This window comes from Collinsella sp. TF10-11AT, assembly GCF_003437565.1.
Taxonomy (GTDB): domain Bacteria; phylum Actinomycetota; class Coriobacteriia; order Coriobacteriales; family Coriobacteriaceae; genus Collinsella.
The window spans coordinates 1-26405 of sequence record NZ_QSQW01000011.1; the positions used below are offsets into that span (position 1 = coordinate 1).

The 26405-nt window shown below is 61.2% G+C and carries 20 protein-coding genes; 9 read left to right on the plus strand and 11 right to left on the minus strand.

The window, feature by feature from the left end; genetic code table 11:
• Positions 1-220: 220 nt before the first annotated feature.
• From DXC99_RS07800 to DXC99_RS07810, 3 genes are read left to right on the plus strand one after another with little or no spacing between them, the layout of a single operon-like run.
• Positions 221-724 (plus strand): MarR family winged helix-turn-helix transcriptional regulator, encoded by a 504-nt coding sequence (locus DXC99_RS07800; protein WP_117629816.1) that lies wholly within the window; start codon positions 221-223, stop codon positions 722-724.
• Complete coding sequence (locus DXC99_RS07805) at positions 717-2561, plus strand: ABC transporter ATP-binding protein (RefSeq protein ID WP_233505699.1); 1845 nt, start codon at positions 717-719, stop codon at positions 2559-2561. Before DXC99_RS07800 ends, DXC99_RS07805 begins: the two co-directional genes overlap by 8 nt.
• Complete coding sequence (locus DXC99_RS07810; RefSeq protein WP_117629817.1) at positions 2554-4473, plus strand: ABC transporter ATP-binding protein; 1920 nt, start codon at positions 2554-2556, stop codon at positions 4471-4473. Before DXC99_RS07805 ends, DXC99_RS07810 begins: the two co-directional genes overlap by 8 nt.
• Positions 4474-4691: 218 nt before the next feature.
• Here the strand turns inward: DXC99_RS07810 and DXC99_RS07815 are convergent, their stop codons facing one another.
• Together DXC99_RS07815 and DXC99_RS07820 are read right to left on the minus strand one after the other, a co-directional pair.
• Positions 4692-5783, minus strand: a complete 1092-nt coding sequence (locus tag DXC99_RS07815; RefSeq protein WP_199408896.1) for a GGDEF domain-containing protein — start codon at positions 5781-5783, stop codon at positions 4692-4694.
• 119 nt (positions 5784-5902) lie between these two features.
• Positions 5903-6781 (minus strand): LysR family transcriptional regulator, encoded by an 879-nt coding sequence (locus tag DXC99_RS07820; protein WP_117629818.1) that lies wholly within the window; start codon positions 6779-6781, stop codon positions 5903-5905.
• Positions 6782-7014: 233 nt separating this feature from the next.
• On the opposite strand from DXC99_RS07820, the gene DXC99_RS07825 reads away from it, so the two are divergent.
• The 4 genes from DXC99_RS07825 to DXC99_RS07840 all read left to right on the plus strand — a co-directional run bounded on the left by DXC99_RS07825 (position 7015) and on the right by DXC99_RS07840 (position 12664).
• Positions 7015-7896 carry an SDR family NAD(P)-dependent oxidoreductase gene (locus DXC99_RS07825; RefSeq protein ID WP_117582973.1) on the plus strand — a complete coding sequence of 294 codons (882 nt, stop codon included), beginning with the start codon at positions 7015-7017 and terminating at the stop codon, positions 7894-7896.
• Between the two features lie 66 nt (positions 7897-7962).
• Positions 7963-9219, plus strand: coding sequence for an MFS transporter (locus tag DXC99_RS07830; RefSeq protein ID WP_117582972.1), 1257 nt, complete (start codon positions 7963-7965; stop codon positions 9217-9219).
• Positions 9220-9289: 70 nt separating this feature from the next.
• Complete coding sequence (locus tag DXC99_RS07835; protein WP_117582971.1) at positions 9290-10330, plus strand: Gfo/Idh/MocA family protein; 1041 nt, start codon at positions 9290-9292, stop codon at positions 10328-10330.
• A gap of 186 nt (positions 10331-10516) precedes the next feature.
• Positions 10517-12664 (plus strand): Tex family protein, encoded by a 2148-nt coding sequence (locus DXC99_RS07840; RefSeq protein WP_117582970.1) that lies wholly within the window; start codon positions 10517-10519, stop codon positions 12662-12664.
• A 381-nt stretch (positions 12665-13045) separates the two neighbouring features.
• On the opposite strand, the gene DXC99_RS07845 is transcribed toward DXC99_RS07840, so the two are convergent.
• The 5 genes from DXC99_RS07845 to DXC99_RS07865 all read right to left on the minus strand — a co-directional run bounded on the left by DXC99_RS07845 (position 13046) and on the right by DXC99_RS07865 (position 17055).
• Positions 13046-13750, minus strand: a complete 705-nt coding sequence (locus tag DXC99_RS07845) for a transaldolase (RefSeq protein ID WP_233503772.1) — start codon at positions 13748-13750, stop codon at positions 13046-13048.
• A gap of 324 nt (positions 13751-14074) precedes the next feature.
• Complete coding sequence (locus tag DXC99_RS07850) at positions 14075-15466, minus strand: PTS ascorbate transporter subunit IIC (protein ID WP_089573144.1); 1392 nt, start codon at positions 15464-15466, stop codon at positions 14075-14077.
• A gap of 71 nt (positions 15467-15537) precedes the next feature.
• Entirely contained in the window at positions 15538-15813 is a 276-nt protein-coding gene (locus tag DXC99_RS07855; RefSeq protein ID WP_022094539.1) for a PTS sugar transporter subunit IIB, read from the minus strand.
• A 75-nt stretch (positions 15814-15888) separates the two neighbouring features.
• The gene (locus DXC99_RS07860) at positions 15889-16335 is read right to left on the minus strand and encodes a PTS sugar transporter subunit IIA (protein WP_117582968.1); all 447 of its coding nucleotides are present in this window, start codon (positions 16333-16335) and stop codon (positions 15889-15891) included.
• 9 nt (positions 16336-16344) lie between these two features.
• Positions 16345-17055: a transaldolase gene (locus DXC99_RS07865; RefSeq protein WP_117582967.1), complete on the minus strand. Its 711-nt coding sequence runs from the start codon at positions 17053-17055 to the stop codon at positions 16345-16347.
• 348 nt (positions 17056-17403) lie between these two features.
• On the opposite strand from DXC99_RS07865, the gene DXC99_RS07870 reads away from it, so the two are divergent.
• Positions 17404-18195 (plus strand): DeoR/GlpR family DNA-binding transcription regulator, encoded by a 792-nt coding sequence (locus DXC99_RS07870; protein ID WP_158548938.1) that lies wholly within the window; start codon positions 17404-17406, stop codon positions 18193-18195.
• Between the two features lie 45 nt (positions 18196-18240).
• Here the strand turns inward: DXC99_RS07870 and DXC99_RS07875 are convergent, their stop codons facing one another.
• Complete coding sequence (locus tag DXC99_RS07875) at positions 18241-19068, minus strand: HAD-IIB family hydrolase (RefSeq protein ID WP_158551683.1); 828 nt, start codon at positions 19066-19068, stop codon at positions 18241-18243.
• A gap of 75 nt (positions 19069-19143) precedes the next feature.
• On the opposite strand from DXC99_RS07875, the gene rlmKL reads away from it, so the two are divergent.
• The gene (gene rlmKL / locus DXC99_RS07880; RefSeq protein WP_117629820.1) at positions 19144-21714 is read left to right on the plus strand and encodes a bifunctional 23S rRNA (guanine(2069)-N(7))-methyltransferase RlmK/23S rRNA (guanine(2445)-N(2))-methyltransferase RlmL; all 2571 of its coding nucleotides are present in this window, start codon (positions 19144-19146) and stop codon (positions 21712-21714) included.
• 95 nt (positions 21715-21809) lie between these two features.
• Here rlmKL and DXC99_RS07885 read toward each other — a convergent pair whose 3' ends face one another.
• The 3 genes from DXC99_RS07885 to DXC99_RS07895 all read right to left on the minus strand — a co-directional run bounded on the left by DXC99_RS07885 (position 21810) and on the right by DXC99_RS07895 (position 26317).
• Complete coding sequence (locus tag DXC99_RS07885) at positions 21810-22523, minus strand: response regulator (protein WP_233505700.1); 714 nt, start codon at positions 22521-22523, stop codon at positions 21810-21812.
• A 4-nt stretch (positions 22524-22527) separates the two neighbouring features.
• On the minus strand, positions 22528-24153 hold the full coding sequence (locus tag DXC99_RS07890; protein WP_117629822.1) for an ATP-binding protein: 1626 nt from the start codon (positions 24151-24153) through the stop codon (positions 22528-22530).
• 136 nt (positions 24154-24289) lie between these two features.
• A complete protein-coding gene (locus DXC99_RS07895; protein WP_117629823.1) occupies positions 24290-26317 on the minus strand; it encodes a KUP/HAK/KT family potassium transporter in 2028 nt (675 codons plus the stop codon).
• Between the last annotated feature and the right edge of the window lie 88 nt (positions 26318-26405).

The following is a 26405-nucleotide window of genomic DNA, read 5'->3' on the forward strand; positions in this document are numbered from 1 at the left end:
CCCGAGACGGTCCCGGGCTGACAATTTCGACTGTAATGGACGTTCTTAAATGACTAGTCGACACAAGGAGTGTCCCCAAATGCCGGCACATAAGGAACGTCCCTAAGTGCCGCTCGAACATAATAAGTTTGGTACCTTGACATTTATTTACCGTGCTCCTAAATTGGTTAGGCACAAAACAATTCAACTACCTAACTAAAGAAAGGAGCGAAGCTTAGATATGTGTGTTGAACCACTCGTCCTTCCGCATGAGCCCGGCGGTGACCCGTCGCAACCGGTAGACATACCCGAAGCGGTCAGCGCCGAAGACAAACTCGCCAAGCGCATCCTGAGCGGCCTGGGCTTTTGCGGCCATTACATGCATTTTCATGGCGGAGGCGTGTCCGGCAAGGCGCCCATCATCTGCCTGCTGGCCAAGCAGCCCGGCGGCGAGATGTCGCAGCAGGAGCTCGGCATGCACTTTGACCTCAAGCCGGGATCGCTTTCCGAGATCCTGTCCAAGCTCGAGCTCAACGGCCTCATCGAGCGCAGCCGTAACCCCAAGGATCGACGGCAACTCACCATTCGCCTGACCGAAACCGGCCGGGAAAACGCCCGCATCGACCAGGCAGCCCGCATCCGCTTTAGAGAACGGGCCTTTAGCGCGCTCACCCACGACGAGCGCGAGGACCTCGCCGAAATGCTCGATAAAATCCGCGTAACCTGGGAGGAACTGGATGATTAAAACCCTCATGGGCAGCATCCGCGACTATATGAAAGTCACCGTTGCTACGCCGTTGCTCGTGCTTGGCGAGGTGCTCTGCGAGATGCTGATTCCATTTATCACTGCCAACCTGATCGACGCCATCAAAGACGGCGCCACCGTAGCCGAGATGCTTCCCACCGCAGGCTTTTTGGTGCTCATCGCGCTGACGTCGCTTGCTTTTGGCGCCGCGGCAGGCGTCACCTGCAGCCATGCGAGCTGCGGCTTCGCCAAGAACCTGCGTCACGACCTGTTCTACAAAATCCAGACGTTCAGCTTTGCCAACATCGATGAGTTCTCGAGCTCCTCGCTCGTCACGCGCCTGACCACCGACATCAACAACGTGCAGCAGGCCTTTATGATGATCATCCGCATCGCCGTGCGCGCGCCGCTGGTATTGATCTTCGCCTTTACCATGGCGTTTATCATGGGCGGCAGTGTTGCCATGGTCTACCTGGTCATCATTCCGCTGCTGGGCTTTGGACTGTTCTTTATCATCTTTAAGGTGCGCCCCATCTTCTCGCGCGTGTTCCACAAGTACGATGCCCTTAACGAGTCCGTCGAGGAAAACGTCACCGGCATGCGCGTGGTCAAGAGCTATGTGCGCGAAGACTTTGAGAAGGAGAAGTTCGCGACCGCCGCGCGCGACGTCCAGATGGACTTCACCCGCGCCGAGAAGCTGCTCGCCTTTAACAACCCCATGATGAACATCTGCGTCAACGGCGCGTTTGTCGTCATCATCTACCTGGGCTCCAAGCTCATCATCACGAGCCAGGGCACGCTGTTCGACGTGGGCCAGCTCTCCTCGACCTTTACCTATGGTTTCCAGATTCTCATGAGCCTGATGCAGCTGTCGATGATCTTTGTCATGGTGACCATGGCCGACGAATCGGCACACCGCATTGCCGAGGTGCTGGCCGCCGAGCCCACGATCGCCGATCCCGCCGAGCCCGTGCTCGAGGTTGCCGACGGTTCCATCGACTTTGACCACGTGAGCTTTAAGTATTCCGCGCATGCGAAACGCCAGGCGCTCGACGATATCGACCTGCACATTACGAGCGGCGAGACCATCGGCATCATCGGCGGCACTGGCTCGGCCAAGTCCACGCTCGTTAACCTCATCGCCCGCCTGTACGACACCACCGAAGGCGCTGTGCGCGTGGGCGGCGTGGACGTGCGCGACTACGACCTGGATGCGCTGCGTCACCAGGTCGCCATGGTGCTGCAGAAAAACGTGCTGTTTAGCGGCACCATCGCCGAGAACCTGCGTTGGGGCGACCCGAACGCCACCGACGAGGAAGTCCGCGAGGCAGCGCATCTGGCCTGCGCCGACGAGTTTGTCGACGGTTTCCCCAAGGGCTACGACACCTGGATCGAACAGGGCGGCTCTAATGTTTCGGGCGGTCAGAAACAGCGCCTGTGCATTGCACGCGCCCTGCTGCGTCGCCCCAAGATCTTGATCCTGGACGACTCCACCAGCGCCGTCGACACCAAGACTGACGCCAAGATTCGCGCAGGTCTGGCAAGCTATCTGCCCAACACGACCAAGATCATCATCGCCCAGCGCATCAGCTCCGTGCAGGACGCAGACCGCATCATTGTCATGGAGGGCGGCCGCATCGCACAGATCGGCAACCACGAAGAGCTGCTCAAGACGAGCGAGATCTACCGAGAGACCTTTACCTCGCAAAACAAGATGTCTGCCGAAGGTACGCAAGACGCCGACGACGTCTCTGGCGACGCGAACACGGCGGCAGACAACACCGACATGACCGCAACGCAAGCTCAGACCCAGGAAGGAGGCGAGGCACATGAGTAAGGCAACGACCGCCGAGCGCGCGCTCAACCGTAAGGGCGGCACCATGTCGCGCCTCATCAAGACGCTCTTTGGCTTCTATCCCGTGCTTTTGCCCCTTGTCGTCGCCGGCGTGGTGCTCTGCGCCATCATCAACTCCATCGGCGCGACCTTCCTGCAGAGCGCCCTGCAGATTATTAGCGAATCGTGGCAGTCGGGCGATTGGGAAGCCGCACGGCCCAAGATTCTGCAGCTCGTGACCACCCTCGCCTGCATTTACGGCGTCGGCGTCCTGTCCTCGCTCTTCTGGAACCGCGCCATGGCTATCGTCACGCAGGGCTCGTTGGAGAAGCTTCGCGAGATGATGTTCAACCGCATGCAGGACCTGCCGATCCGCTACTTTGACACGCACCAGCGCGGCGATACCATGAGCCACTACACCAACGACATCGACACGCTGCGTCAGATGATCAGCCAGTCGCTGCCCAACCTGCTCATGACGATCATCATCATCGTCACGGTGTTCTTTATCATGCTGTACTACAGCGTGTGGATGTGCCTGGTCATCATCGCCGGCGTCGTCTTTATGACCTTTATGACCAAGCTGCTCGGCTCCAACTCCGCGCGCTTCTTCATTGCGCAGCAGACCGAGCTCGGCGTGGTCGAGGGCCATATCGAGGAGGTCATGAACGGCCAGAAGGTCGTCAAGGCGTTCTGCCACGAGTCTGCCGCCGAGGCCGATTTTGACGAGCGCAACGAAAAGCTCTTTGAGGTCTCCCAGAAGGCCAACATGTACGCCAACATCCTCATGCCCATCCTTATGAACCTGGGCAACCTGCTCTACGTGCTGGTGGCCCTTGCCGGCGGCATTTTCCTTGCGCTGGGCGTGCCCAACCTGAGCATCTCGGGCATGGCGCTGTCCATCTCCGTCGTAGTGCCGTTCCTCAATATGACCAAGCAGTTCTGCGGACAGATTGGCCAGATCTCGCAGCAGATCAACGCCGTGGTCATGGGCCTTGCCGGCGCCGACCGCATCTTTGAGCTCATCGACGAGGAGCCCGAGGCCGACGAGGGCTACGTGACGCTCGTCAACGCGCAGGTGAACCCCGAGACTTGGGAGTTCGAGGAGGCGGACCACCACACCGGCATGTGGGCGTGGAAACATCCGCACCGCGCAACCGGCGAGATCGAGTACGTACCGCTGCGCGGCGACCTGGTCATGGACAACGTCGACTTTGGCTACACGCCCGACCACGAGGTGCTGCACGGCGTGTCCGTGTTTGCCAAGCCGGGCCAGAAGGTCGCGTTTGTCGGCGCCACCGGTGCCGGCAAGACGACCATCACCAACCTCATCAACCGCTTCTACGACATCGCCGACGGCAAGATCCGCTACGACGGCATCAACGTCAACAAGATCCGCAAGGCCGACCTGCGCCGAAGCCTGGGCGTCGTGCTGCAGGACGTGAACCTGTTCACCGGCACCGTGATGGATAACATCCGCTACGGCAACCTGGATGCCACCGACGAGGAGTGCATCGCGGCGGCCAAGCTTGCCGGCGCGGACGACTTTATCACACGCCTGCCCGACGGCTATGACACCATGCTCACCGGCAACGGCGCCCAACTGTCGCAGGGCCAGCGTCAGCTAATTTCGATCGCACGCGCCGCCGTCGCCGATCCGCCGGCGATGATCCTGGACGAGGCCACGAGCTCCATCGACACCCGCACCGAGGCCATCGTACAGGCGGGCATGGACAAGCTCATGGAGGGCCGCACGACGTTTGTCATCGCACACCGCCTGTCCACCGTGCGCAACTCCGACGCGATCATCTGTCTGGATCACGGCCGCATCATCGAGCGCGGCAACCACGACGAGCTGATCGCCAAGCGCGGGTATTACTACCAGCTGTACACGGGAGCGTTTGAGCTGGAGTAGGAACGGTTACTGACGGAGGGTTCCCCGGGGCGTCGGGGTAATTCCTCCGTGCTCAAACATTCTCGCTTCGCTGCGAAACTGCGCGCGGAGGAAATACCCCGCCGCCCCGGGGCACCCTCCTGCGCGCAATCAGCCCGTTGTTTAAAACGGAATAAAGGTTAGTGAGGCCCTGGCCGTTTGGCCAGGGCCTCGTTTTGTAGCCGTCCTCTGTTGCAGGCTTACCGGCCATCGCGTTGCGGACCGGCTGCCTCGGCCGTCTTTATGCGGTTCTTGTCGATGTACATGTTTTTGTCGGCCTGTGAAAAGAGCTCGCGCATCGTGGGCAGCTCACCAAAATCACTGGAAAGCGCATAGCCCACCGCGTAGCTGATAGGCATGTCGGAGTGAGCCTCGGAATACTCGTTCACGTTCGCACGGACCCGAGCGAGACGGGACTCCACGGCAGCTCGATCGGCATCCCACAGCACCGCGATAAACTCATCGCCGCCGTCGCGGCCCACAAAGCAGGCCTCGGACGCCACGCGCCCCAGCTGCTGGGCAAAAGAACGGATGTATTCGTCACCCTTCTCGTGGCCAAAGCGGTTATTGACCGTATGCAGATTATTAAGATCGAAGACACACAGCGCAACGGGCGCTTCAGCGGAAACGGGATGCTCCTGACCCAAGATTTCCTCGCATTTGTTCTTGTTGGGCAGTCCCGTAGCTTCGTCGAGATAAACTTTGCTCTGCAGCTCGCGATTGAGTGCGGCAGTGCGCACCGCGCGAACAAGTTCGACCGCAAAGGTCGTCACCAAGCCCACGATGTCGATGATCACCAAGCCCTCGAGATAGTTGAGCGCCGACGCCTTCTCCTGAGAGTAGTCCTCTGCGAGTCGCGTAGCATCGTCGCAAATACCAAAGAACTCCTCGCTCATGGCGATGATGTCGGTGTTCTCGTAGCCGACTTCGCGCACATGGATGATCTCGGCGCAAAGCTCATCATAATAGTTTGCAAGCTCGGTCATCTTTGCCTGATACTCGTCGTCGTCGAGACGGACGAGGTTGAGGTCATCACTTCCGTAACGCAAACCGTTGATGTATGAATCAACGGCTCTGAGCAGGTCATCTCGAGGCTGGCCCGCGTCCTCGAGCTTAACGATTCGCTGCGTAGTGCCGCGCACCAGACCGGCGTAGTTGACCACGCGCGCTGTGCCCTGGATATCGGAGACGAGCAGCATAACATTGATGAAAAAGAAGATGAGAACTGCCGTGAGCACCATCATGAGCAGGCGCACCGCCCGGCTGGCTTTCTTGGCGACAGAAGGATTCACAAGTTCACTCCTCAAATGACAAAAGTGCAGGTAGCACACAGTGTGCTGAAATTCACGTGAGGTCAACTCTACCAGATGATTTTTCTAGGACGGGGATTAAAGAATCATCGACACGATAGCTATTTGAGAAGTTGGACCATGGCGTTGACGAATTTTTGGACTTGGAGGGTGGGCTCAAGCGGGTAGTGCAAATAGACCGGCACCTCGCGGCCACATAGGAACGGTACGCCCACAAAGGCCGGGTGCACGCCCGACCACGCTCCGCAGGTGAGCACCGCATCGCCCTTTTCCTCCGCTTCGTTAAAGAGCGCAAAGTCAAAGCTGTCCACGTCGATCACGTCCACGCCGCCGTCGGCCAACAGGTCGATGCGCAGGCTGTCCATGGCGTCGTTGCCGTGACGAAGCACGCGCAGGCGCATGCCCTCCAAGTCGGCAACCGTGATGCGCGTCTTGCGCGCAAGCCGGCTTGTGCGCGGCACGTCGATATAAAACGGCACGGTAACGATGCGGAGCTTTTGGCAGGCGTCACCCCAGCGCGGGGTCGAAAAACTCGACTGCACTACATCCACCTCGCGCCCCAAGCTGCGCATGACGGATTCACGCTCGTCATAGAGGTCGTTCACCGGCACGATCTCGAAGCGCAGCGATGGTTCCAGCTCGTGTACGCCCGTCCACATCGACAGCGTCTGACGCCCCGGGCACATCATCGACACGCCCAGGCGCACGGCGCCGCCATCGCCCGCCGCGCGTCGGGCGCGACGCAGGGCATCCTCGGACTGGCGCATAATCGAGCGCGCGTCGTCCACCAGAAGCGCCCCCGCCGGCGTCACCTTGACGCCCGAATGCGAGCGCTCGAACAGCGTGATGCCAAACTCGGCCTCGAATCTTGACACCTGTTTGACGAGTGCCGGGGTCGACACGCGCAGTTTTGCCGCGGCGCGCGAGAAGCTTCCCAGCTCAGCGGCGGCCGCTATGGCCTCGAGTCGTCGATCGTACACGTCAATCTCCCGTTTCCAGACGTATGGACATGCGCTGCCGAAGGGGGTCGTTTTGGCAGGTCACACACTCAATTAAGAACAAATTGCCTTGCGTGCTGTAAACCATAGGTTTACGCCATTCTAACAAATATGCAATTCACCTGCGCAAATGCAAAGCATACGATAACCAGCGAAAACCACGTGGGTCGATTAATGGGAGCGACCCACCGGGAGGCACAAGAAGGGAAGTTCCTATGAGCAACTGGCTTAAGCTCGAGGGCGATGTCTGCGCTGTGACCGGCGCACTCGGCGGCATGGGCGTCGAGATCTGCCGCGAGTTCGCCCGCAACGGCGCCAACGTCGTCCTGCTCGACCTGGACGAGGAGAAGGTCAAGGCCGCGGCCGCCGACCTCGCCGCCGAGTTTGGCATCCACGCCGAGGGCTACAAGATGAACGCCACCGACGAGGCCGAGGTTCAGGCCGCTGTCGATGCCACCATCGCCGACTTCGGCCGCGTCGACGTCCTCGTCAACACTGCCGGCATCCTGCGCTTCGCAGCCATGGAAGACCTGCCGCTGAGTGACTGGAACGAGGTCCTCAACGTCAACCTCACCGGCTACTTCATCACCTCGCAGCGCTTTGGTCGCGAGATGATCAAGGCCGGCCATGGTCGCCTGGTGCACATCTCGACCGTTGCCAGCCACTCCCCCGAGACGTTCTCGGGCGTGTACAGCTCCACCAAGGCGGGCGTCAACATGATGTCGAAGATGTTGGCTGCCGAGTGGGGTCCCTACGGCGTGCGTTCCAATTGCGTCGAGCCCTGCTTTGTTAAGACCCCCATGTCGGCGAGCTTTTACGCCGACCCCGAGGTCGAGAAGAGCCGCAGCCGTCTCATCGCCACGCGCCGCATCGGCGAGGTCAGCGATATCGCCAACGCCGTCATGTTCCTGGCGTCCAAGCGCTCGGACTTTACCACCGGCGACGCCATCAAGGTCGACGGCGGCTTCTCCAATATGATGGGCGACCTCACCGCCAAGCCCGGCGGCCGTCGAGCCTTTGCCGACAACTACCTCAAGAACAAGGGTGTCGAGCTTTGGTCCGACGAGTCTGGCGTCGCAAAGCCCACTGACCAGTAAACCAGCCTGACAGGGAGGCCCCGCGGACGTGTCCGCCCCTCCCCCGCATCGATTAGAAAGAGTCCAATGGCTTCCACCAACTCCAACAAGGGTCGCGCCGTCGTGCTTTCCGCCGCGTGCGTCACCATGTTCTTTATCAGCTCCATCGCGCTGTATTCCGTCGTGAGCAAGAACCTGCTCGCCGTCTACCCCGAGTGGTCCAGCGCCCTTACCTGGGCTTTCCCGGTCTTTCAGACCATCATGGCCGTGACAGGCATCTTCGCCGGCCGCATCTCCGATAAGATCGGCCCCCGCAACGTCGTGATCGCCGCCGCCGTGTGCTACGGCCTGGGCTGGTTCATGTCTGGCACCGTCACCGAGCCGTGGCAGTTCTACCTGTGGTTCTCGCTCGTCGCCGCCATCGGCAACGGCCTGGGTTACAACCCGGCGCTCACCACCGGCCAAAAGTGGTTCATCGACAAGAAGGGCCTGGCTTCCGGCATCACCCTGGCCGCTTCGACCGCCGGCCCCGCCGTGCTGTCCCCGGTGCTCGCCTCGCTGCTCATCCCGAGCCTGGGCATCTTTGGCGCCCTCAAGGCACTCGGCGTCATCTTCTTTGCGATGATCGCCGCCTCCGCCCTGTTCCTGAAGGCCCCCGAGGCCGGTTGGCTGCCCGAGGGCTTCGAGGCCCCCAAGGGCGGCGCACACGCCGGCACCTTCGGCGACCTCACCCCGGGCGAGATGGTCAAAACCCCGCGCTTTTGGATCCTCATCGTCACCTTCGCCTTTGCTGCCACTGCAGGCACCCTGCTCGTGGGCAAGGTTGCCTCCATCGCCGCCGTCCAGCTCTTCGCCGACCCCACGTGCGCCGCAGCTGTCGCCCTCGGCGGTGTAGTGGTCTCCGTCAACACCTGCGCCAACCTGGTCGGTCGTCTGTCCTTTGGCCAGATCATTGACAAGCTCGGCGCCTACAAGTCGCTGCTCATCAGCCTTGTCGTCACCATCGTCGCGCTCGTCATCATGTCGATGAGCTTTACGCAGAGCATGTTCTTTGTGGCGCTCGCCCTGCTCGGCTTTAGCTTTGGCGCCCTGCTCGTCATCTACCCGCCGCTTACCGGTGGCGCCTTTGGTACCAGCAACATCGGCGTCAACTACGGCATCATGTTCCTGGGCTACGCCGCTTCCACCTGGATCAGCCAGCCCATCACCGCCGTGCTGTATCACGCCGAGGCCGGCAGCGCCGCCTACCAGCAGTCCTTCTACGGCGCCATCGTGATCGCCGCCATCGCCGTCGTACTCACCGTCTACATGATGGTCTCCGACAGCAAGAAGAAGTCCGCTTAGTTTTACCGATGTGACATGAGGGACCGTCCCTTTGTCACATTCCACCAGCCACCAGCATTAAGGAGTCGAAATGTCTGAGCTCAACCCCGTCCGCATTGCCGTCATCGGCGCCGGCGCCATGGGCCGCAACCACATCCGCTTTGTCACCGAGGAGCCCGAGGCCGAGCTCGTCGCCATCGCCGACGCCTTTGAGGGCGCCCGCGCCACGGCCGAGGCTGCCGGCGTGCCGTTCTTTACCGATCCCGCCCAGATGATGGACGAGGTCAAGCCCGAGGCCGTCATCATCGCCACCCCCAACGACCTGCATCTGGGCGTTGCCCGCGAGGCCGTGAAGCGCAACATCGTGCCGCTGGTCGAAAAGCCGATCTCCAATGACCTCGAGGATGCCCAGACCTTTGCCGCCGAGGCCGAGACCGCCGGCGTGCCCGTGCTCGTGGGCCAGCACCGTCGTCACAACCCCTTCGTCAACAAAGCCAAAGAGATCATCGAGTCCGGCGAGCTGGGCAAGCTCACCGTGTCGAGCTTCCACTACATGATCTATAAGAATGACGAGTACTTCGATGTCGAGTGGCGCCGCAAGAAGGGTGCCGGCCCGATCCTGGTTAACCTGGTTCACGACGTCGACCTGCTCCGCTATCTGCTGGGCGAGCCCGTCGCCGTCCAGGGTATGCAGTCCAGCGCCGCCCGCGGTTTTGAGACTGAGGACTCCGCCGTGGTCAACGTCCGTTTTGCCGATGGCGCGCTCGCAAGCATGACCATCTCCGATGCCACCGCCAGCCCCTGGAACTGGGAGGCCACCGCTCGCGAGGACCCGCAGTACCGTCCCTTCGACGCCGACGCCTACTTTATCGGCGGAACCTTGGGCGCCCTTTCGCTGCCCCGCCTGCACCAGTTCTCCTACAACGGTGCCTCCAACTGGCACAAGCCGCTGCAGATGGAGATCCCGGCCGTGGACCCGGCGCTGCCGCACAAGATGCAGCTCAAGCACTTTGTGAAGGTCGTCCGCCGCGAGGTCGAGCCCGTCGTGACCCCCGCCGACAACGTTAAGACGCTCACGCTGCTTAACGCCATCAAGGAGGCCGCCGAGACCGGCCAGCTCGTCGAGCTGTAATGCCTTAAGAGCGGCCGCGGCAGAAACCCCATGCCGAGTCCCTCGGTCCGCCACAAATAAGCCCCTCTTCTTTGCCCCACGAGCAGCCTCCTGCCCGCGGGGCTTTTCTTTGCAGCCGCGGCGCGCGGGCGGGTGGTAGACTGGGTGGCTCATGCACCTGTAACGTACTCACAGACAGGAATTCCCATGGATCTTATCGCCCAGCTCGCCCGCGAGCTCAACCTTAAGGCCGCCAATGTCGAGGCGACCGTCAAGCTCATCGACGAGGGCAACACCATCCCCTTTATCTCGCGCTACCGCAAGGAAACCACCGGCGGCATGGACGACGTCGCCCTGCGCGCACTCGACGAGCGCCTGTCCTACCTGCGCAATCTTGAGCAGCGCAAAGAGGACGTCATCCTGCTCATCGACGCACAGGGCAAGCTCACGCCCGAGCTCGAGCAGCAGATCCGCGAGGCCACACAGCTCCAGCGTGTCGAGGACCTCTATAAGCCCTACCGCAAAAAGCGCATGACCCGCGCGCAGAAGGCCCGCGAGGCAGGTCTGGAGCCGCTTGCCAACATGATCATCATGCAGGCCTCGGCCAAGGGCAGCGCGCTCGACGCCGCCGCGGAATACGTCAACGAGGAGGCCGGCTTCGACACACCTGAGAAGGCGCTTGCCGGCGCCGCCGACATCGTGGCCGAGACGGTGGCCGAGGACCCTGAGAACGTCGCCGACCTGCGCGCCTTTACGCAAAACACCGCCGATATCGTCGTCGAGGCCACCGACCCCGCGGAGAAGACTCCCTACGAGCCTTACTACAACTTTGACGAGCCGCTGCGCCGCATCCCTAACCACCGCGTGCTGGCTATCGACCGCGGTGAGCGCGAGGGTAAGCTCCGCGTGCGCGTGAACGTCGACGGCGCTGCCGCCACGGCGCGCCTCGGCAGCCGTTGGCCCCGACGCCAGGGCGTGTTTGCTCCCATCTTCGATGCCGCCATCGCCGATGGTTACAAGCGCCTCATGGCCCCCTCGCTGGAGCGCGAGGCCCGCGCCAAGCTCACCGTCCGCGCGCAGACCGAGGCCATCAACGTCTTTGCCAAGAATCTTGAGGGCCTGCTCTCGGCACGCCCCGTGCGCGGCGCCCGCGTGCTCGCGCTCGATCCGGGCTACCGCACTGGCTGCAAGGTCGCCGTCATGGACGAGACCGGCAAGCTGCTCGACCACGGCGTGGTCTACCCCACCAAGCCGCGCCACGACGTCGCCGGCACCAAGCGCGAGCTCGCCCGCCTCGTCAAGAAGGACGGCGTCAACACCATCGTCATCGGCAACGGCACCGCCAGCCGCGAGACCGAGGAAGTCGTCTCGGAGTTCATTGCCGAGCAGGCGCCCAGCCTTCGCTACACCATCGTCAACGAGGCCGGCGCATCGGTGTACTCCGCCTCCGAGCTCGCCAGCCAGGAATATCCCGACCTGGACGTCACCGTACGTGGCGCCATGAGCCTGGGCCGCCGCCTGCAAGACCCGCTGGCAGAGCTCGTCAAGATTCCGCCCCAGTCCATCGGCGTGGGTCAATACCAGCACGACCTTGACCAGGCCGAACTCTCGCGCACCCTGGGCCACGTGGTGGAGGACGTCGTTAACCGCGTGGGCGTCGACGTGAACACCGCGAGCGCGAGCCTGCTGGGATACGTATCGGGCATCACGCCGAGCGTGGCCAAAAACATCGTGGCTTTCCGCGAGGAAAACGGCGCCTTTACCGATCGCCGCCAGCTCAAGAAGGTCCCCAAGCTGGGACCCAAGGCGTACCTCAACGCCGCAGGTTTCCTGCGCATCAGCGGCGGCAAGAACCCGCTCGACGCGACAAGCGTCCACCCCGAAAGCTACGAGGTGGCCACGGCCGTCCTGGAGCGCGCCGGCGTTGCGGCAAGCGAGCTCAGCCGCGGCGGCGTGCCCGACATCGAGCGCCGCCTGGGCAGCATCTCGACGCTGGCAAGCGACCTGGACTGCGGTACCCTCACGCTCATCGACATTGTCAACGAGCTCAAGAAGCCCGGCCGCGACCCGCGAGACGACGCGCCCGAGGTGGTCTTTAGCCGCTCGGCACTTTCCATCGACGACCTGGAACCCGGCATGGAGCTCAAGGGCACGGTGCGCAACGTCGTCGACTTTGGCGCCTTCGTCGACGTGGGCGTGCACCAGGACGGCCTCGTGCACATCTCCAAACTGGCCAACCGCTTCGTCAAGCACCCAAGCGACGTGGTGCGCGTCGGCGACACGGTCAAGGTGTGGGTCGAAAAGGTCGATCGCGACCGCAAGAAGATCTCGCTCACCATGGTGCAGGGGAAATAAACCGCCAAAGCAAGGGTACCCCCTGTAGCAGCGTGCAAAATCGCGAGTATTCTGCAATTTCCGCCGCTCCGAACGCTCCTCAGAGGCAATAAAGTCACAAACAGCCCCCGTTTTAGCGTCGTCAGAGCCAAAACGGGGGCTGTTCCGTGCTTCAACCAGCTGGTAAAAGCCTTTACCTTGCTGAATACTCTCAATTTTGCACGTCGCAGGCGGGGGTACCTTTGCCTACGGCAGGATATGGAAGCCGAGTGCTAACTTGCCGGCAAGCTCGTGTCGGCAGCCCCGGCCTTTCCTTTACCTAGCGCGACCCTCGCGAAGCGCGTGAGCGATAGGGAAAGGAAAGGCCGGGGCGAACAACCCGCGGCGCAGCCAGTGTTCGCGTTACGGCAGGATATGGAAGCCCAAAGCGGCGATATCCTTGGCAAAGCCGCGCACGGTATCGAGCGAAACCTCATACGGGTCGCGCCCGATGTTCTTGCGCTTGGCCAGGATACTGTTGGGCACCGTGATGATCTGACAACCGCAGGCCTCGGCCTGGTAGATGTTGATGAGCTCGCGCGTGGATGCCCACAGGACCTCGCAGTTGGGCTTGGCGGCGGCCGTCTTGACCGACTCCGTCACAAACGGAATGGGATCGACGCCGGTGTCGGCGATGCGACCGGCAAAGAGCGAGATGATGGACGGCGTCTCGGCGTCAACGGCCTCGACCATCTCGTCGACCTGCGTAGGCGTAAAGATGGTGGTGACGTTGACCTTGATGCCGTCGGCCGAAAGCTTGTGCACCAGCTCGGCGGTGGACTCGCCCTTGGTGGTCACGCACGGAATCTTGACGTAGACGTTCTCGGCCCAGGCAGCAATCTCGCGGGCCTCGACCTCCATGGTCTCGACGTCGTCGGCAAAGACCTCAAACGACACGGACACATCGGTGATGTGGGCCAGGACCTCCTTGGCAAACGCGCGGTAATCCGTCACGCCGCCCTTCTTCATAAGGGACGGGTTGGTCGTGAAACCCTGAACGTTGCCGCTCTCGTACATGTCGAGCATGCCCTCGAGGTTTGCACCGTCAGCGAACACCTTGATTGCCATCTGCCTGATTCCTTTCGTTAGCATACGGCCGATAAACTGCTAAACACTTTATCTACGTTTATCAAGGCGTGAACTGCGGTTTTTTATCTTCTCGGCGAACGGTTTTGCAGATTTACCATTTTTATATCGACGCCCCAGCGGCAAAACGTTTTTGCCGATCATTGCGTTTGATTCCGTTCACGGAACAGAAGCAGCGCCTCGCCGGCTCATATTCACAATCGCTCCAAAGCAAAAAGCGGTGACGCCTCGATTGAGACGTCACCGCTTCCGTGTAGGAGCCGGTTATCGGAGCTCCGCCCGATTAGGGCTTAACGTATGCCTGGATTACTCTTCCTCAACGTGATTGATCACAGCACCCTTGGTGTGGATGAAGTTGGGGACGAAGGCAACGACCAGAAGGACAGCGAGAATCGCGTAGACACCGGTGGTACCGAAGGCCTCGGCAGCGCGGCCAAGCGTAATACCAATGACGGAGAAATCGAAGTCGCCGAACGTAGTGTTCTTGAAGCCAAAGACGTCAAGAACGGGCAGGAGCAGGGCCGGGGCAAAGGTGATGAGCAGGCCGTTGACGAAAGCGCCAAGAGCTGCGCCCTTGCGACCGCCGGTAGCATTGCCGTAGATGCCCGCGGTAGCACCGCAGAAGAAGTGGGGAACCATGCCCGGGATGATGAAGATGCCCAGGGTAGCGCCCACGATGAACATACCGACCACGCCACCGATAAAGGAAGCGACAAAGCCGAGGATGACGGCGGTGGGAGCATAGGGGAAGAAGACGGCGCAGTCGACGGCGGGGATGGCACCGGGGATCAGCTTGTTGGAGATGCCCTGGAAAGCCGGGACCAGGTCGGCAAGGATCATACGAACGCCGTTATAGACGATGGTGACACCAACGGCGAAAGACAGAGCGCAGGTCAGGGCATAGACAATCACGTTGTCGCCACCAGCGGTCTTGGTAACGACCGCAGGATCTGCAATGTAAGCGGCGAAAGCGGTAACCAGGTAGAAGAAGGCCATGGTAAGAGCCGTGGAGATGGTAGTGTCGCGCAGGAAGGCGAACTTCTCGGGAACCTCGATCTTCTCGGTGCTGTTCTCCTCGGCGTCCTTAGCAAAAAGCGTACCGACTGCAGCGGAGATGTAATAGGCGAGTGAACCGAAGTGGCCCATGGCGATTTCATCGCCATCGGTAACCTTCTCGGTGAAACGCTGACCAACGGCGGGAAGCATAGCGCTCACGAGGCCCAGGAACATGCCGCCCACGATGACAAGCTGGACATCCTGGAAGCCAGATGCCTGCAGAACGGCAGACAGCAGGCAGGCCATAAACATGCTGTGATGGCCCGTCAGGAAGATGTACTTAAACTTGGTAAAGCGGGCAATGATAATGTTCACGACATAGCCGAGAATCAGGATCATCATGGTCTGAACGCCGAGGACGCTCTGAGCCATCGAAACGACGACCTCGTTGTTGGGCACGACGCCGGTGATGTGGAAACCGGTCTCGATGAAGGTACCCAGCGGAGCAAGGTTCTCCTGAACAACAGCGGCGCCGGCAGACAGCATGATGTAACCAAGAATGGGCTTCAGGGTGCCCGTCATCACCTTGTGGGCAGGACGCTTAAGCGCGACAAGGCCCACAAAGGCAAATAGACCCATAATCCACGCTGGCTTGGTCAGAATCGATTGGATAAACTCAAGTATGGGAAGGATGGCTTGCATCTGCGCTTCCTTTCTCTCTAACGTGGGCGCGTTTCCCTCTTCCACAGGGAACCGCCCTTTTTTGTGCCGCTTTAGGCGTTAGCGGCGGCCGCCTTGATTGCCTCGAGGGCGTCTTCGCGGATCTTCTTCTTGTTCACATAGCTGCGAACGATCACAACGTTGCCGTGGAGCTCGGGGGCGAGTTCCTTAACGGTGATGAACAGATCCGGATTTGCGGAAGAAGCACCGTTCAGGTCCATAGACTCAACGTCGGCCTTGATGCCCTCCTCCTCGCAAAGCTCCTCGACTTTGCCAGCGAGCATCAGGCTGGACCCGATGCCGTTTCCGCATACGGTGATGATATGCATGGCAACCTTCCTCTCCTACACGTGACGGTTTTCCGTCTATCCAAAAGCGGCGACGCATCGCCGTGCCATTAAGGCCTAAAAGAATGAACGCATGGTCTCCAAAACCTGCTCGGGCGTATCGCATGCGCTGAGCTTGGCAACGCAGTCCTCGTCCTCGAACATCTGCGAAAGCTCCGCCAAGCAGCCAAGATGAGCCTTGGGGTCGGGTGCGCAAATACCCACGAGCACGTGAACCGGATCGAAATCCTCGTGTCCAAACGCAACGGCTGGGTCAAGCGTGACGATACAGATTCCCGCTTCGCTCACATTGCCATCTGCCTGAGCGTGGGGCATGGCGATGCCCTCTTCCAAGACCATATAGGGGCCGAATTTGTGAACCGATGAAATCATGGCGTCAACATAGCTCTGATCGCATTTGCCAGCGTCTACGAGCAACTTACCGCATGCCCTGATCGCTTCCTCCCAGTCGGAGGCCTCGACGTGGCAGGCAACAAGCTCGGGCTTAAGAAGATCGGTCAGCATGCTCGTCCCCTACTCCTCGGGCAGGATATGAAAACCAAGCGCCTGAATGTCGCGGGCAAAACCCTTGACCGTATCAAGCGAGTACTCAAGCAAATCTTTCCCGAAATTCTTGCGCTTGGCAAGAAGGGCATTGGGGACCGTAATGATCTGGCATCCAACGGACTCCGCCTGGAAGATATTGAGGACCTCGCGCGTAGACGCCCAGAGAACCTCGGCAGCAGGCTTAACGGCAGCCTTCTTTACGGACTCCGCCATGAGGGGCAGCGGATCGACGCCGGTATCGGCAATGCGACCGGCGAAGATGGACAGAATAGAGGGGGTCTCAGCAGAGACGGCATCGACAAACTCGTCGACCTGTTCGGGCGTGAAGATCGTGGTGACATTCACCTTGATGCCGTCGGCAGAAAGGCGCTTGACCAGCGCGGCAGTGGACTCACCCTTGGTGTTGAGCGCCGGGATCTTAACGTAGACGTTGTCTGCCCAGGTTGCGATCTCGCGAGCCTCGGCTTCCATACCTGCCTCGTCGTCGGCGAATACCTCAAAAGAGACCGACACATCAGTAATGTGCTCAAGAACCGTCTTGGCAAAAGCGCGGTAGTCGGTCACGCCGCCGGCCTTCATAAGGGAAGGATTGGTCGTGAAGCCCTGAACGTTGCCATTGTCATGCATGTCAAGCATGCCCTCGAGGTCAGCGCCGTCGGCAAACACCTTGATCGCCATGTTCGGTCCTTTCTCATCTAACACTATTGCTATCGAAAGCCTTCTTCTTTGTTTCAAAAGCTTTTCGGTTTTCTTTTATAAACTATTTCAAAAGCTATCGAAAGCTCAATTGTCAACTTTCCGTGAACGGTCGAATATCGGGCGTGAACGTACTTCTTTTGGGCGGCACCTTCAGAATGAGACTCTTTATAGCCCGTTTACGTGCGAACTATCTGCTACGCATGCATTTGTGACATGCCATTCCGTTCTTTTGATTCATTCGAATTTGCCTTGTTCTTTTCATATCGATACGTTATATTTCGATTACGAAAGGCGCATCTTTTACCTTTTGTTCAAAAGGAGCGGCATATGGCATCTACTTCAGACCTTTCACCGGCCGAGCGTCAGCGATTTATCATGAATTGGCTGGCCGAAAAGCCAAATATCTCGGTATCCGACATCGTTCGCCGTTTTTCGGTTTCGGAAGTCACCGCACGGCACGACCTCATCTCGCTGGAATCCGAAGGCAAGCTGCGTCGCGTACGCGGCGGAGCGGTATCGCTTTCTCGCTCCAACGCAATCTCGTATCCCGAGGAGCGCATCAATGTCCAAGTCGAGGCCAAGGAGGCCATCGCCGCAACCGCAGCAACTCTTGTTGATGATGGCGATGTTCTGGTAATTGATATCGGCACCACAGGCTTTTACTTCGCTAAGGCCCTCATGGACAAGCGTGAGATCACCATTATCACCGGCGATCTTGCAATCGCGAACTACGCCAGCTTCAATCTCCCCAATGCTTCGGTAGTGCTGCTGGGCGGCTCCGTGCGCAAGGGGCACCTCTATCTCGCGGGCGCACTGACGCTCGACTGCATGAGCAAACTACATGCCGACAAGGCGTTTGTCAGTGCCGACGGATTCCACCCCGACCACGGCTTTACCGTCGAGCACGACTTCTCGGCCATGATCAAGCATATGTACCTTACCAACTCAAACCAGGGCTACATGATGGTTGACCAGGGAAAGTTCAACAAAACCAGTTTTTATCAGTCCGCGCAGATCGATGACCTCGACGGCATCATCGTTGATGGAGACGACGAGGGCATCATGACGGCGGCGATCGAGAGCAGTCGCAGTCATCCCAAGCTCTATATTGCAAAATAGCTCAAATGGCCGGGTCGCCCCCACTGCGGGCGACCCGGCCATTTATTAAATCAACCCAAAATGCTGCATCGCTGTGACGGTACCGTCGTGTGCGACATCGTCGGTCACGTAGTCGGCGAGCGCCTTGACTTCGGGCATGGCGTTGCCCATGGCGACAGCTGTCTCGACCGCAGCGAGCATACCCAGGTCGTTGCCCGAATCGCCAAAGCCAAAGGTGCGCGCATTTCCCGCGCGACCCAGATACTCCAGCGCCCGCGCCACGCCCACGCCCTTGTCGATGCCCTTGGGGCTCAGCTCGCGATTCTGACCACCGGTGTTGCACAGCTCAAACTCGCGCTCGATAAAGCCGTCATCGTTGGCTACGCGAGCCAGGTCGCACGCGTTAATGCACACCTTGCCTACGCGCAAGCGGCCATCGACGCGCATCTGATCAACGCCATGCACCACGCCGGCGCCTAGCAGAAATGACTGTTCGACACCAACTGGCTCAAGTGAATAGGTGGCACTGTTCGTCTCGAACAACGCCTCGCCGCCCGCCACAGTAATGCGACGCGCGAGCTCCTCAACAATGTCCTCGTCAATGCAGTCCTCGTGTGCCACGCGGCCCTCGACCTCTAGCGTGGCCCCCGCCATGGCAACGATACCCGCCGGGTTCAGCGCGCGCAGGCCATCGGCAATCAGCCACAAGGGGCGACCCGTGCAGATAAATGCCTTGTGCCCCGCATCGCGCAAACGGTGAAATGCCTCGATAACCGCCCGCGAGGGACGCACCGCCGTAAAGTCCTTATCGGTCATATCGTCGGGATCGAACGACGTCAGCGTGCCGTCCACGTCAAAAAAGAGCACAGCGGGTTCGGGACACGCATCAATCATATGGGTTCCTTTCGAGGATAAGGGCAAACGAAGCATCCATCATATAATGGAGCGACGCAACCAGAGAGGTCACCCATGGAATTTTACGCAAGCTGCCCCGAGGGCTTTGAGTCCGCACTCGCCGATGAGCTTAAACGCCTCGGACTTTCGCATGTTCGCCGGCTGAAGGGCCGCGCTACATTTGAGGGCGAGCTCGAAGAAGGTTACCGCGCCTGTCTGTGGTCGCGCCTGGCGAGCCGCGTGTTCGTGGTGCTCAGGCGCTTTGAGGCGCAGAATGCCGATGAACTGTACGATGCCGTTTACGACATTGCCTGGGAAAACATCGTCCGCTGCGGCGCCACCATTGCCATCACTGCCCGTGGTGTGACCGAGCAGCTGCGCAACACGCGCTTCTCTGCCCTGCGCGCCAAGGACGCATTGTGCGATCGCCTGGCCGAGACCACAGGCCGTCGCGCCGATGTCGATGCTGCCGACCCCGATGTCCACCTGCTGCTTTCGCTACGCCAGCGCCGTGCGAGCATAAGCCTGGACCTTTCGGGCGACCCGCTGTTCAAGCGCCTGCCGCCCGCCGCGACTCGCGCCGGCGAGGGCGCGCACGTGCTACGCCCCGACTACGCCGCCCTGGTGTTGGCGCAGGTCGGCTGGACCGCGCTGTGCGAGCGCGAGCTGACGGCCGACGACTACGAAAACGAGGCCCTACCTACGCTGATCGACGCCTCGTGCGCCGGCGGCGGCCTGCTGCTGGAGGCCGTGAACATCCTGACCGACCGCGCCCCGGGCGCCGCACGCGAGCGCTGGGGCTTTGAGGGCTGGCAGCTGCACGATGCCGCCCTATGGGAGCAGTTGCTTGCCGAGGCACGAGAGCGCGAGGCGGCAGCGCGCGAGCGCCAGGCACGCATCGTCGCCGTGGACATTGACCCTGCCGCCCGCAAGACCGCCGAGCGCATGGCCAAGTGCGCCGGTTACAAGCGCTTTGTCGATTTTTGCGCCGCCAAGCCCGCCACCGTGCTGGACCATGCGGGCGCTGTCGCCGGCGCCGCCCTCGTCGCGGATACGACCGAGACACCGCTGTCGCTTATGCATGACGCCATGACGCTGGTCGGCGAGCTGCGCCGCGCGCCCGAGCTTGCTTCGGCACCGGTCGCCGCGCTCACCCGCGACGGCCTGCTGGCCCGCGCGCTCCATGCCGAGCCCGCGCGCTCCATTGCCGTCATGCCCAACAACGAAGAGGCGACTATCGAGGTTTGGCCCTCGCTCGACCACGCCGCCGCAGCGTTTGAGGCTGCGACCAGCGCGGATGCCGAGGCCGAGGTTGCGGATGCCAACGACGTCATCAGCGACGAAGCCGCCAGCACCCCCATGCCCGAACCTGCCGCCACGCTCGACCTGGGCGACGGCAAGCCGCTGCCCGTGCTCATCCCCGAATCCGAGCAGTTCGCCAACCGCCTGCGCAAGAACGCTCGCCTGCGCCGCAAGTGGGCCAAGCGCGAGGGCGTGAGCTGCTACCGCGTCTACGATGCCGACCTGCCCGACTACTCCGCCGCCATCGATCTGTACGAGGGTTGCCCGCAGACGCCGGGCCGCTGGCTCGTCATCGCCGAATACGCCGCGCCCAAGACCATCGACCCCGCACTGGCCCAGGCCCGCATGCTCGACATTCTGGCCATCGCGCCGCGCATCCTAGATGTTCCCGCCGAGCACGTGCACGCCAAGGCCCGCATGCGTTCGCGCGGCGGCTCGCAGTACGGTAAGCAGGGCGCCGGCAAGGGCGGCTCGGGCGAGCGCGCCAACATTGCGCGCCGTCGCCTACCGCTCATCGAGGAAGGCGGCCTCACCTTTGCCGTCAACTTTGACGACTACCTGGACGTGGGCATCTTCTTGGACCACCGCGTCACGCGCAATCTGGTGCGCGAGCACGCCAAGCAGGCGCGCCGCTTCCTCAACCTGTTTGCCTACACCGGCACTGCCACCTGCTATGCGGCAGACAGCGGCGTCGAGGAGACCGTGACGGTCGACCTCTCCAACACCTATCTGGACTGGGCCGAGCGCAACATGCGCCAGAACGGCTTTGTGGGGCCTCAGCATCATTTTGTGCGCGACGACGTGCTCGCCTGGATTCGCGACCAGCGCCAGACGCGCAACCGCTGGGACCTGATCTTTGTCGACCCGCCCACGTTCTCGAACTCGTCCAAGATGGGCCGTCGCACCTGGGATGTTCAGCGCGACCATGTTGAGCTTTTGGCCGGCGTATCGCGCCTGCTCGCGCAGGGCGGCCATGCCATCTTTAGCTGCAACCTGCGCGGTTTCCGCCCCGAGACGCGCAAGCTCGCGCGCGCAGGCGTGGTGCTGGAGGACATTACGGAGCAGACCATCCCCGAGGATTTCGCGCGCAACCAGAAGGTGCACCACTGCTACATCGTGCGCCGCCTGCCCATCGAGGACGCCATGGCCGAGGTCGGCTTTAGCGCCGAGGAAATTGCTGAGCGCGTCGAGGAACTGCGCAACCCCGGAGCCCGCAAGCCTCGCGCAGCATCGCCCGCGCACGCGCAGGCCGGCGTCCGAGGACCGCACGGCGACGACAAGCCCGCCTGCTCAGGCAAGCCCAAAAAGAAGAAGTTCTACGCCAGCAAGCCCAAGGGCAAATAAACAAAGTTGCGGTGGAATAGTCCCTAAAAATGCCTGGTAAAGGCCCAAACAGGAACTATTTCACCGCAACTCATATTGGGATGATGGTTGGCGATCTAGCCTTGGATGACCAGGCGGTAGCCGATGCCCACGTGCGTTTGGATATAGTGCGGGTGCGCGGGATCGGACTCGATCTTTTTGCGCAGCGTACCCATAAAGACGCGCAGGCTCGCCAGGTCGCTCTTGGTCGCCGTGCCCCAGATCTCGTGCAGGATAAATTGGTGCGTCAGCACCTTGTCGGCGTTGTGTGCCAGCAGGCACAAGAGCTTGTACTCGATCGGCGTCAGATGCAGTTCCTCGCCATCCATCGTGGCGATGCCGGCATCAAAATCGATATGCAACTCGCCGGTATCGAACGAGCCCTCGGAGACAACACCGCCCGCCTGCGCATACGAAAGGCGCCTGAGCGTGGTGCGAATGCGCGCGAGCAGCTCCTCGACCGAAAACGGCTTAGTCAGGTAGTCATCGGCGCCGGCATCGAGCGCTCGGATCTTGTCCGCGTCCTCGCTGCGTGCCGAGACCACGATGATCGGCATGCCCGACCACGCGCGCACCGACTCCACCACCTTGACGCCGTCCATATCGGGCAGGCCCAGATCGAGCAGCACAATGCTCGGCGCCTGCGACGAAGCGGCGGCGATGGCGGCGTGGGCGGTCTCCACAGCCATATGGCGCAAACCGTGCGCCTCGAGCGCGGCAACGATAAGGTTGCGGACGGCGGGATCGTCCTCAACGACCAAGATAAGCGGTTTCACAGCAGAGTTCGGCACAGTGTTACTCCTTATCAAACGAAACATCGGCGGCAGGAAGCTCAATCGTAAAGACAGAGCCGTGCGGGTCCGCCGCGGCAACCCCTATGCTACCGCCATGCGCCAGCGCAATGGAGCGGCAGAGCGAAAGCCCCAGACCCACACTGCGGCAGCTATCGGCTAGGCCATGGTTGGCGATATAGAACGACTCAAAGATTCGCTCGCGGTCCTCGGGCGCAATGCCCGGGCCGTCATCGGCAACCGAGCACGCCACGCATCCATCATGGACGCCAATCGAGATCACGATATGCGAGCCTGCGGGCGTATAGGTAATGGCGTTGTTCACCAGATTGACCACCAGCTGCACCATCAGGCGCGCGTCGACGTTGACGAGCGCCGGCTCATCGCACGCCACTACCTTAAGGTCGTGCTCACGTACGGCCGGGTTTACGTGGCGCAGCGCCTCCTCGACGATATCGTCCATGAGCTCGAGCGTGGTCGACAGATGCATGCCGCCGCCCTCGAGCTTGGTAATGGCGAGCAGGTTCTCGACGGTGGCGTTGAGCCATTGCGCGTCCGAGCGAATGGATAGGAGCAGGCCGCGGCGCGTCTGGTCGTCGAGCACGGCCGTGCCAGTCGAGCCCTGGTCGAGCAACACGTCGGCATTGCCCGAGATACTGGTAAGCGGCGTGCGCAGATCGTGCGAGATGGAGCGCAGCAAGTTGGCACGCAGCTGCTCGTTTTTAGCGAGCACCGCCGCCTCCTCGCGGGCCTCCATGGCGCGGGCGCGATCGAGAGCCAGCTCGCCTTCGCTCACGATGGCATCGGCAAGCGTCCGCTCCTCGGACGTCAGCGCATCGGGCTCGGCGACAATGGCGAGCACCCCCACCACCGAGGCGGGATCACCCGCGCGCACCATGGTGTCGCCCGAGTGCACGGTCAGGTATATGCCAAAGAACGCCGAGCCGCCATAGGTGGCATCGAGCGGCGTTCCCACATAGGCGGATGCCGAGAGCCGTGGCGGCATCTGCGGCGCCAGCTCGTGCACCGGCGCGGCATCGCCCACGGCCGTGTACATCGTGCGCGGCAGCAGGTCATCGTCGTCGACATCGGCGCTATACCACACGACCGGACAGTCCGAAAGACGCGCCAGTTGCGTTGCCATAGCATGCACAATCTGTTGCTGATCGCCGCACCGCTGCAGCATGCGGTTGGTCTCGAGCACCATCTGCGTGCGACGGTCGCTGGCGGCAGCCTGCGCCAAGGCGCGGCGCAGGGCCAGCGCAATCGAGCTCGACACGAGCGAGACCACAAACATGATAAAGAACATGCCGGGATAGACGCGGTCGATGAGCGACAGCGAGTAGCGCGGGTCGACAAACAAATAGTTGTAGAGCGCCACGGCGGCAGCCGAGCTCAGCAGGCAATACAGGCGGCTCCAGGTAAAGAATGCGCACAGCTGCACGGCAAACACATAGACGATCATGATGCTCGGCGCGAGACCCGGACGGTCGAGCAGCGCGCCCACAATCGTCGCCGCGACCAGCAGCCCCGCTGATACGCAGGCGTCATACAGAGGGCTGCGACGCGTCAGCGTCGTGCGCCGCCACCAAAAGTTCTCGGCAATATCGCCGTCCGTATGGACGTCCATCAGCGCACCGCCCCTCTCTCAAAAACAAAAACCACCACAAAGGGGACAGGCACCTTTGTGGTGGTGGCCTCCTTGTGGTGGTTTCAAGTGTATAGCCTTTGCAGCCCGCAGTCGCTAGACAAACAGCAGACGTCGACTACGGGCGCTCGTCGGGAGCCAGGCGCTGCATCTTGCTCACGGCCTTAAACTTGGTGAACAGCGGCACGTACTCAAAGCTCACGTTGGAGTTCTCCAGGCCGTACCAGCGCGCGGGAGTGCCGGCAGCGCGGCGGATGATGTACTTGAGCGTGATGGCCGTACGCTCGCTGGGCTCCACGTCGCTTTCGGGCGCCAGCAGCTTGCGGATCATGACGAACTTAAACGTGCCGATGTTGCCCGGATCCTTGTAGACCGAGTAGTCATGCGTCTGTGCCGGCAGCTCGCCGCTGGCAGCCAGATCCTGAACAACCTGACGCAGATAGGCATTGACGCGCTGGTTGATCTTGTAGCCCAGATACAGATGCACGCGGAACACGTAGTCGGTGCCGAACGTCTCGACCGAGTAGGCAAAGGTATGCGGCTCCTCCATGGTCTCGACATTCACGAACCACCAGGCGCGAGCGCGCTTGGGGTGCTTGTCCAAGATCGAGTAGACGATATCGCGGTCGATGTAGTCGGTATTGGTGTCCTTGGTCAGGTACACGATGTTGTCACTCATAAGCTCGTAGCGATCGTCGTCGCGCAGGCGCTTGAGCTGCGGCAGGTAGCTGCGCAGCGGCAGCAGCGTAAACTGGCGCTGCTCAACAGCCGTACCGTTGTACCAGCACACCATGATGCCCATGATGAGCGCGGCCATGAGGATGGTGAAATAGCCACCGTGGAAGAACTTGGTGAGTGAGCTCACGAAGAAGAAGCCTTCGAGCAAAAGGAAGAAGGCCGCGAAGATCCACGGAGCAACCTTGAGCTTGCGCTCCTCATGCAGGTAGAAGAAGAGCAGCAGCGTGGTGCACATCATAGTCAGCGTAATGGCAAGGCCGTAGGCGGCTTCCATATGCGCCGAGTTCTGGAACAGCAGCACCACGATGACGCAGCCGACAAGCATGACGTTGTTGACCATGGGGATGTAGAGCTGGCCCTTGGTCTCGGCAGGATAGAAGACCTGCATATGCGGCATGAGGTCCAGGCGGCTGGCCTCGGACACCAGCGAGAATGCGCCGGTGATGAGCGCCTGCGAAGCGATGATGGCCGCGACGGTGGAAAGGCCGACGGCAAAGGGACGCAGGCCCGGGGTGAGCATCTGGTAGAAGGGGTTGAGGTCGGCGATGCCCATGAGCTCCGGGTTGCCGGCGTTGTTGATAAGCCACGCGCCCTGGCCCATGTAGGACAGCAGCAGGCAGCACTTAACAAACGGCCAGGTGGCGTAGATGTTGCCGCGGCCCACATGGCCCATGTCGGAATAGAGCGCCTCGGCACCGGTGGTGGCCAGGAAGCAGCTGCCCAAGATCATGATGCCCGCATGGTTGTTGGGGCTCAGCAAAAAGCCGATGCCACGCAGCGGGTTGAGGCACAAAAGCACCGCGGGATACTGGAAGACAAAGAACAGACCCGTACCGCCCAGGAACAAAAACCACAGCGTCATGATGGGGCCAAAGGCGTGGCCAATCTTGGCCGTGCCGATGCGCTGCACCAAGAAGAGCGCGATGATGATGGCGAGCGTGATGGCGACAACGCGGCCCTGGTCGTCACCGAGCACGGCGTGGACCGCCGGAATGGTGCGCAGGCCCTCGATGGCCGTGGTCACGGTAACGGCCGGCGTCAGGATACCGTCGGCGAGCAGTGCCGCGCCGCCCAGCATGGCGGGGATGATAAGCCACTTGCCGCAGCGCTTGACCAGGCTGTACAGGGCAAAGATGCCGCCCTCGCCGTGGTTGTCGGCGCGCAGCGAGATCAGCACGTACTTGACGGTCGTCAGCAGCGTGACCGTCCACACGACAAGGGAGAGCGCGCCGAGCACGAACTCCTGCGTGACGCTTCCGATGCCGCCGTTGCCGGCAACGAGCGCCTTGGTTACATACATGGGGCTGGTGCCGATATCGCCGTACACCACGCCCAGCGTGACGAGCATCGCCGAGATGCTCACAGGAATCGCAGCGTGCGAGGCTACTTCCTTTGCCTTTTGTTCCATAAGCCAGTTTCCTCCCAATTTTAACGTTCGACGGGATTATAGGTAATCAGCCCATGTTTGAATGGTACTGTTTTCCCAGCTAAATAAA

Bases quoted from the DNA above. Each gene is read 5' to 3' on its own strand.
- rlmKL (WP_117629820.1), top strand. From the start codon at position 19,144: ATGGAATTTTACGCAAGCTGCCCCGAGGGCTTTGAGTCCGCACTCGCC.
- DXC99_RS07800 (WP_117629816.1), top strand. From the start codon at position 221: ATGTGTGTTGAACCACTCGTCCTTCCGCATGAGCCCGGCGGTGACCCG.
- DXC99_RS07835 (WP_117582971.1), top strand. From the start codon at position 9,290: ATGTCTGAGCTCAACCCCGTCCGCATTGCCGTCATCGGCGCCGGCGCC.
- DXC99_RS07810 (WP_117629817.1), top strand. From the start codon at position 2,554: ATGAGTAAGGCAACGACCGCCGAGCGCGCGCTCAACCGTAAGGGCGGC.
- DXC99_RS07860 (WP_117582968.1), bottom strand. From the start codon at position 16,335: ATGCTGACCGATCTTCTTAAGCCCGAGCTTGTTGCCTGCCACGTCGAG.
- DXC99_RS07845 (WP_233503772.1), bottom strand. From the start codon at position 13,750: ATGGCAATCAAGGTGTTCGCTGACGGTGCAAACCTCGAGGGCATGCTC.
- DXC99_RS07840 (WP_117582970.1), top strand. From the start codon at position 10,517: ATGGATCTTATCGCCCAGCTCGCCCGCGAGCTCAACCTTAAGGCCGCC.
- DXC99_RS07850 (WP_089573144.1), bottom strand. From the start codon at position 15,466: ATGCAAGCCATCCTTCCCATACTTGAGTTTATCCAATCGATTCTGACC.
- DXC99_RS07855 (WP_022094539.1), bottom strand. From the start codon at position 15,813: ATGCATATCATCACCGTATGCGGAAACGGCATCGGGTCCAGCCTGATG.
- DXC99_RS07870 (WP_158548938.1), top strand. From the start codon at position 17,404: ATGGCATCTACTTCAGACCTTTCACCGGCCGAGCGTCAGCGATTTATC.
- DXC99_RS07865 (WP_117582967.1), bottom strand. From the start codon at position 17,055: ATGGCGATCAAGGTGTTTGCCGACGGCGCTGACCTCGAGGGCATGCTT.
- DXC99_RS07875 (WP_158551683.1), bottom strand. From the start codon at position 19,068: ATGATTGATGCGTGTCCCGAACCCGCTGTGCTCTTTTTTGACGTGGAC.
- DXC99_RS07825 (WP_117582973.1), top strand. From the start codon at position 7,015: ATGAGCAACTGGCTTAAGCTCGAGGGCGATGTCTGCGCTGTGACCGGC.
- DXC99_RS07890 (WP_117629822.1), bottom strand. From the start codon at position 24,153: ATGGACGTCCATACGGACGGCGATATTGCCGAGAACTTTTGGTGGCGG.
- DXC99_RS07830 (WP_117582972.1), top strand. From the start codon at position 7,963: ATGGCTTCCACCAACTCCAACAAGGGTCGCGCCGTCGTGCTTTCCGCC.
- DXC99_RS07895 (WP_117629823.1), bottom strand. From the start codon at position 26,317: ATGGAACAAAAGGCAAAGGAAGTAGCCTCGCACGCTGCGATTCCTGTG.
- DXC99_RS07805 (WP_233505699.1), top strand. From the start codon at position 717: ATGATTAAAACCCTCATGGGCAGCATCCGCGACTATATGAAAGTCACC.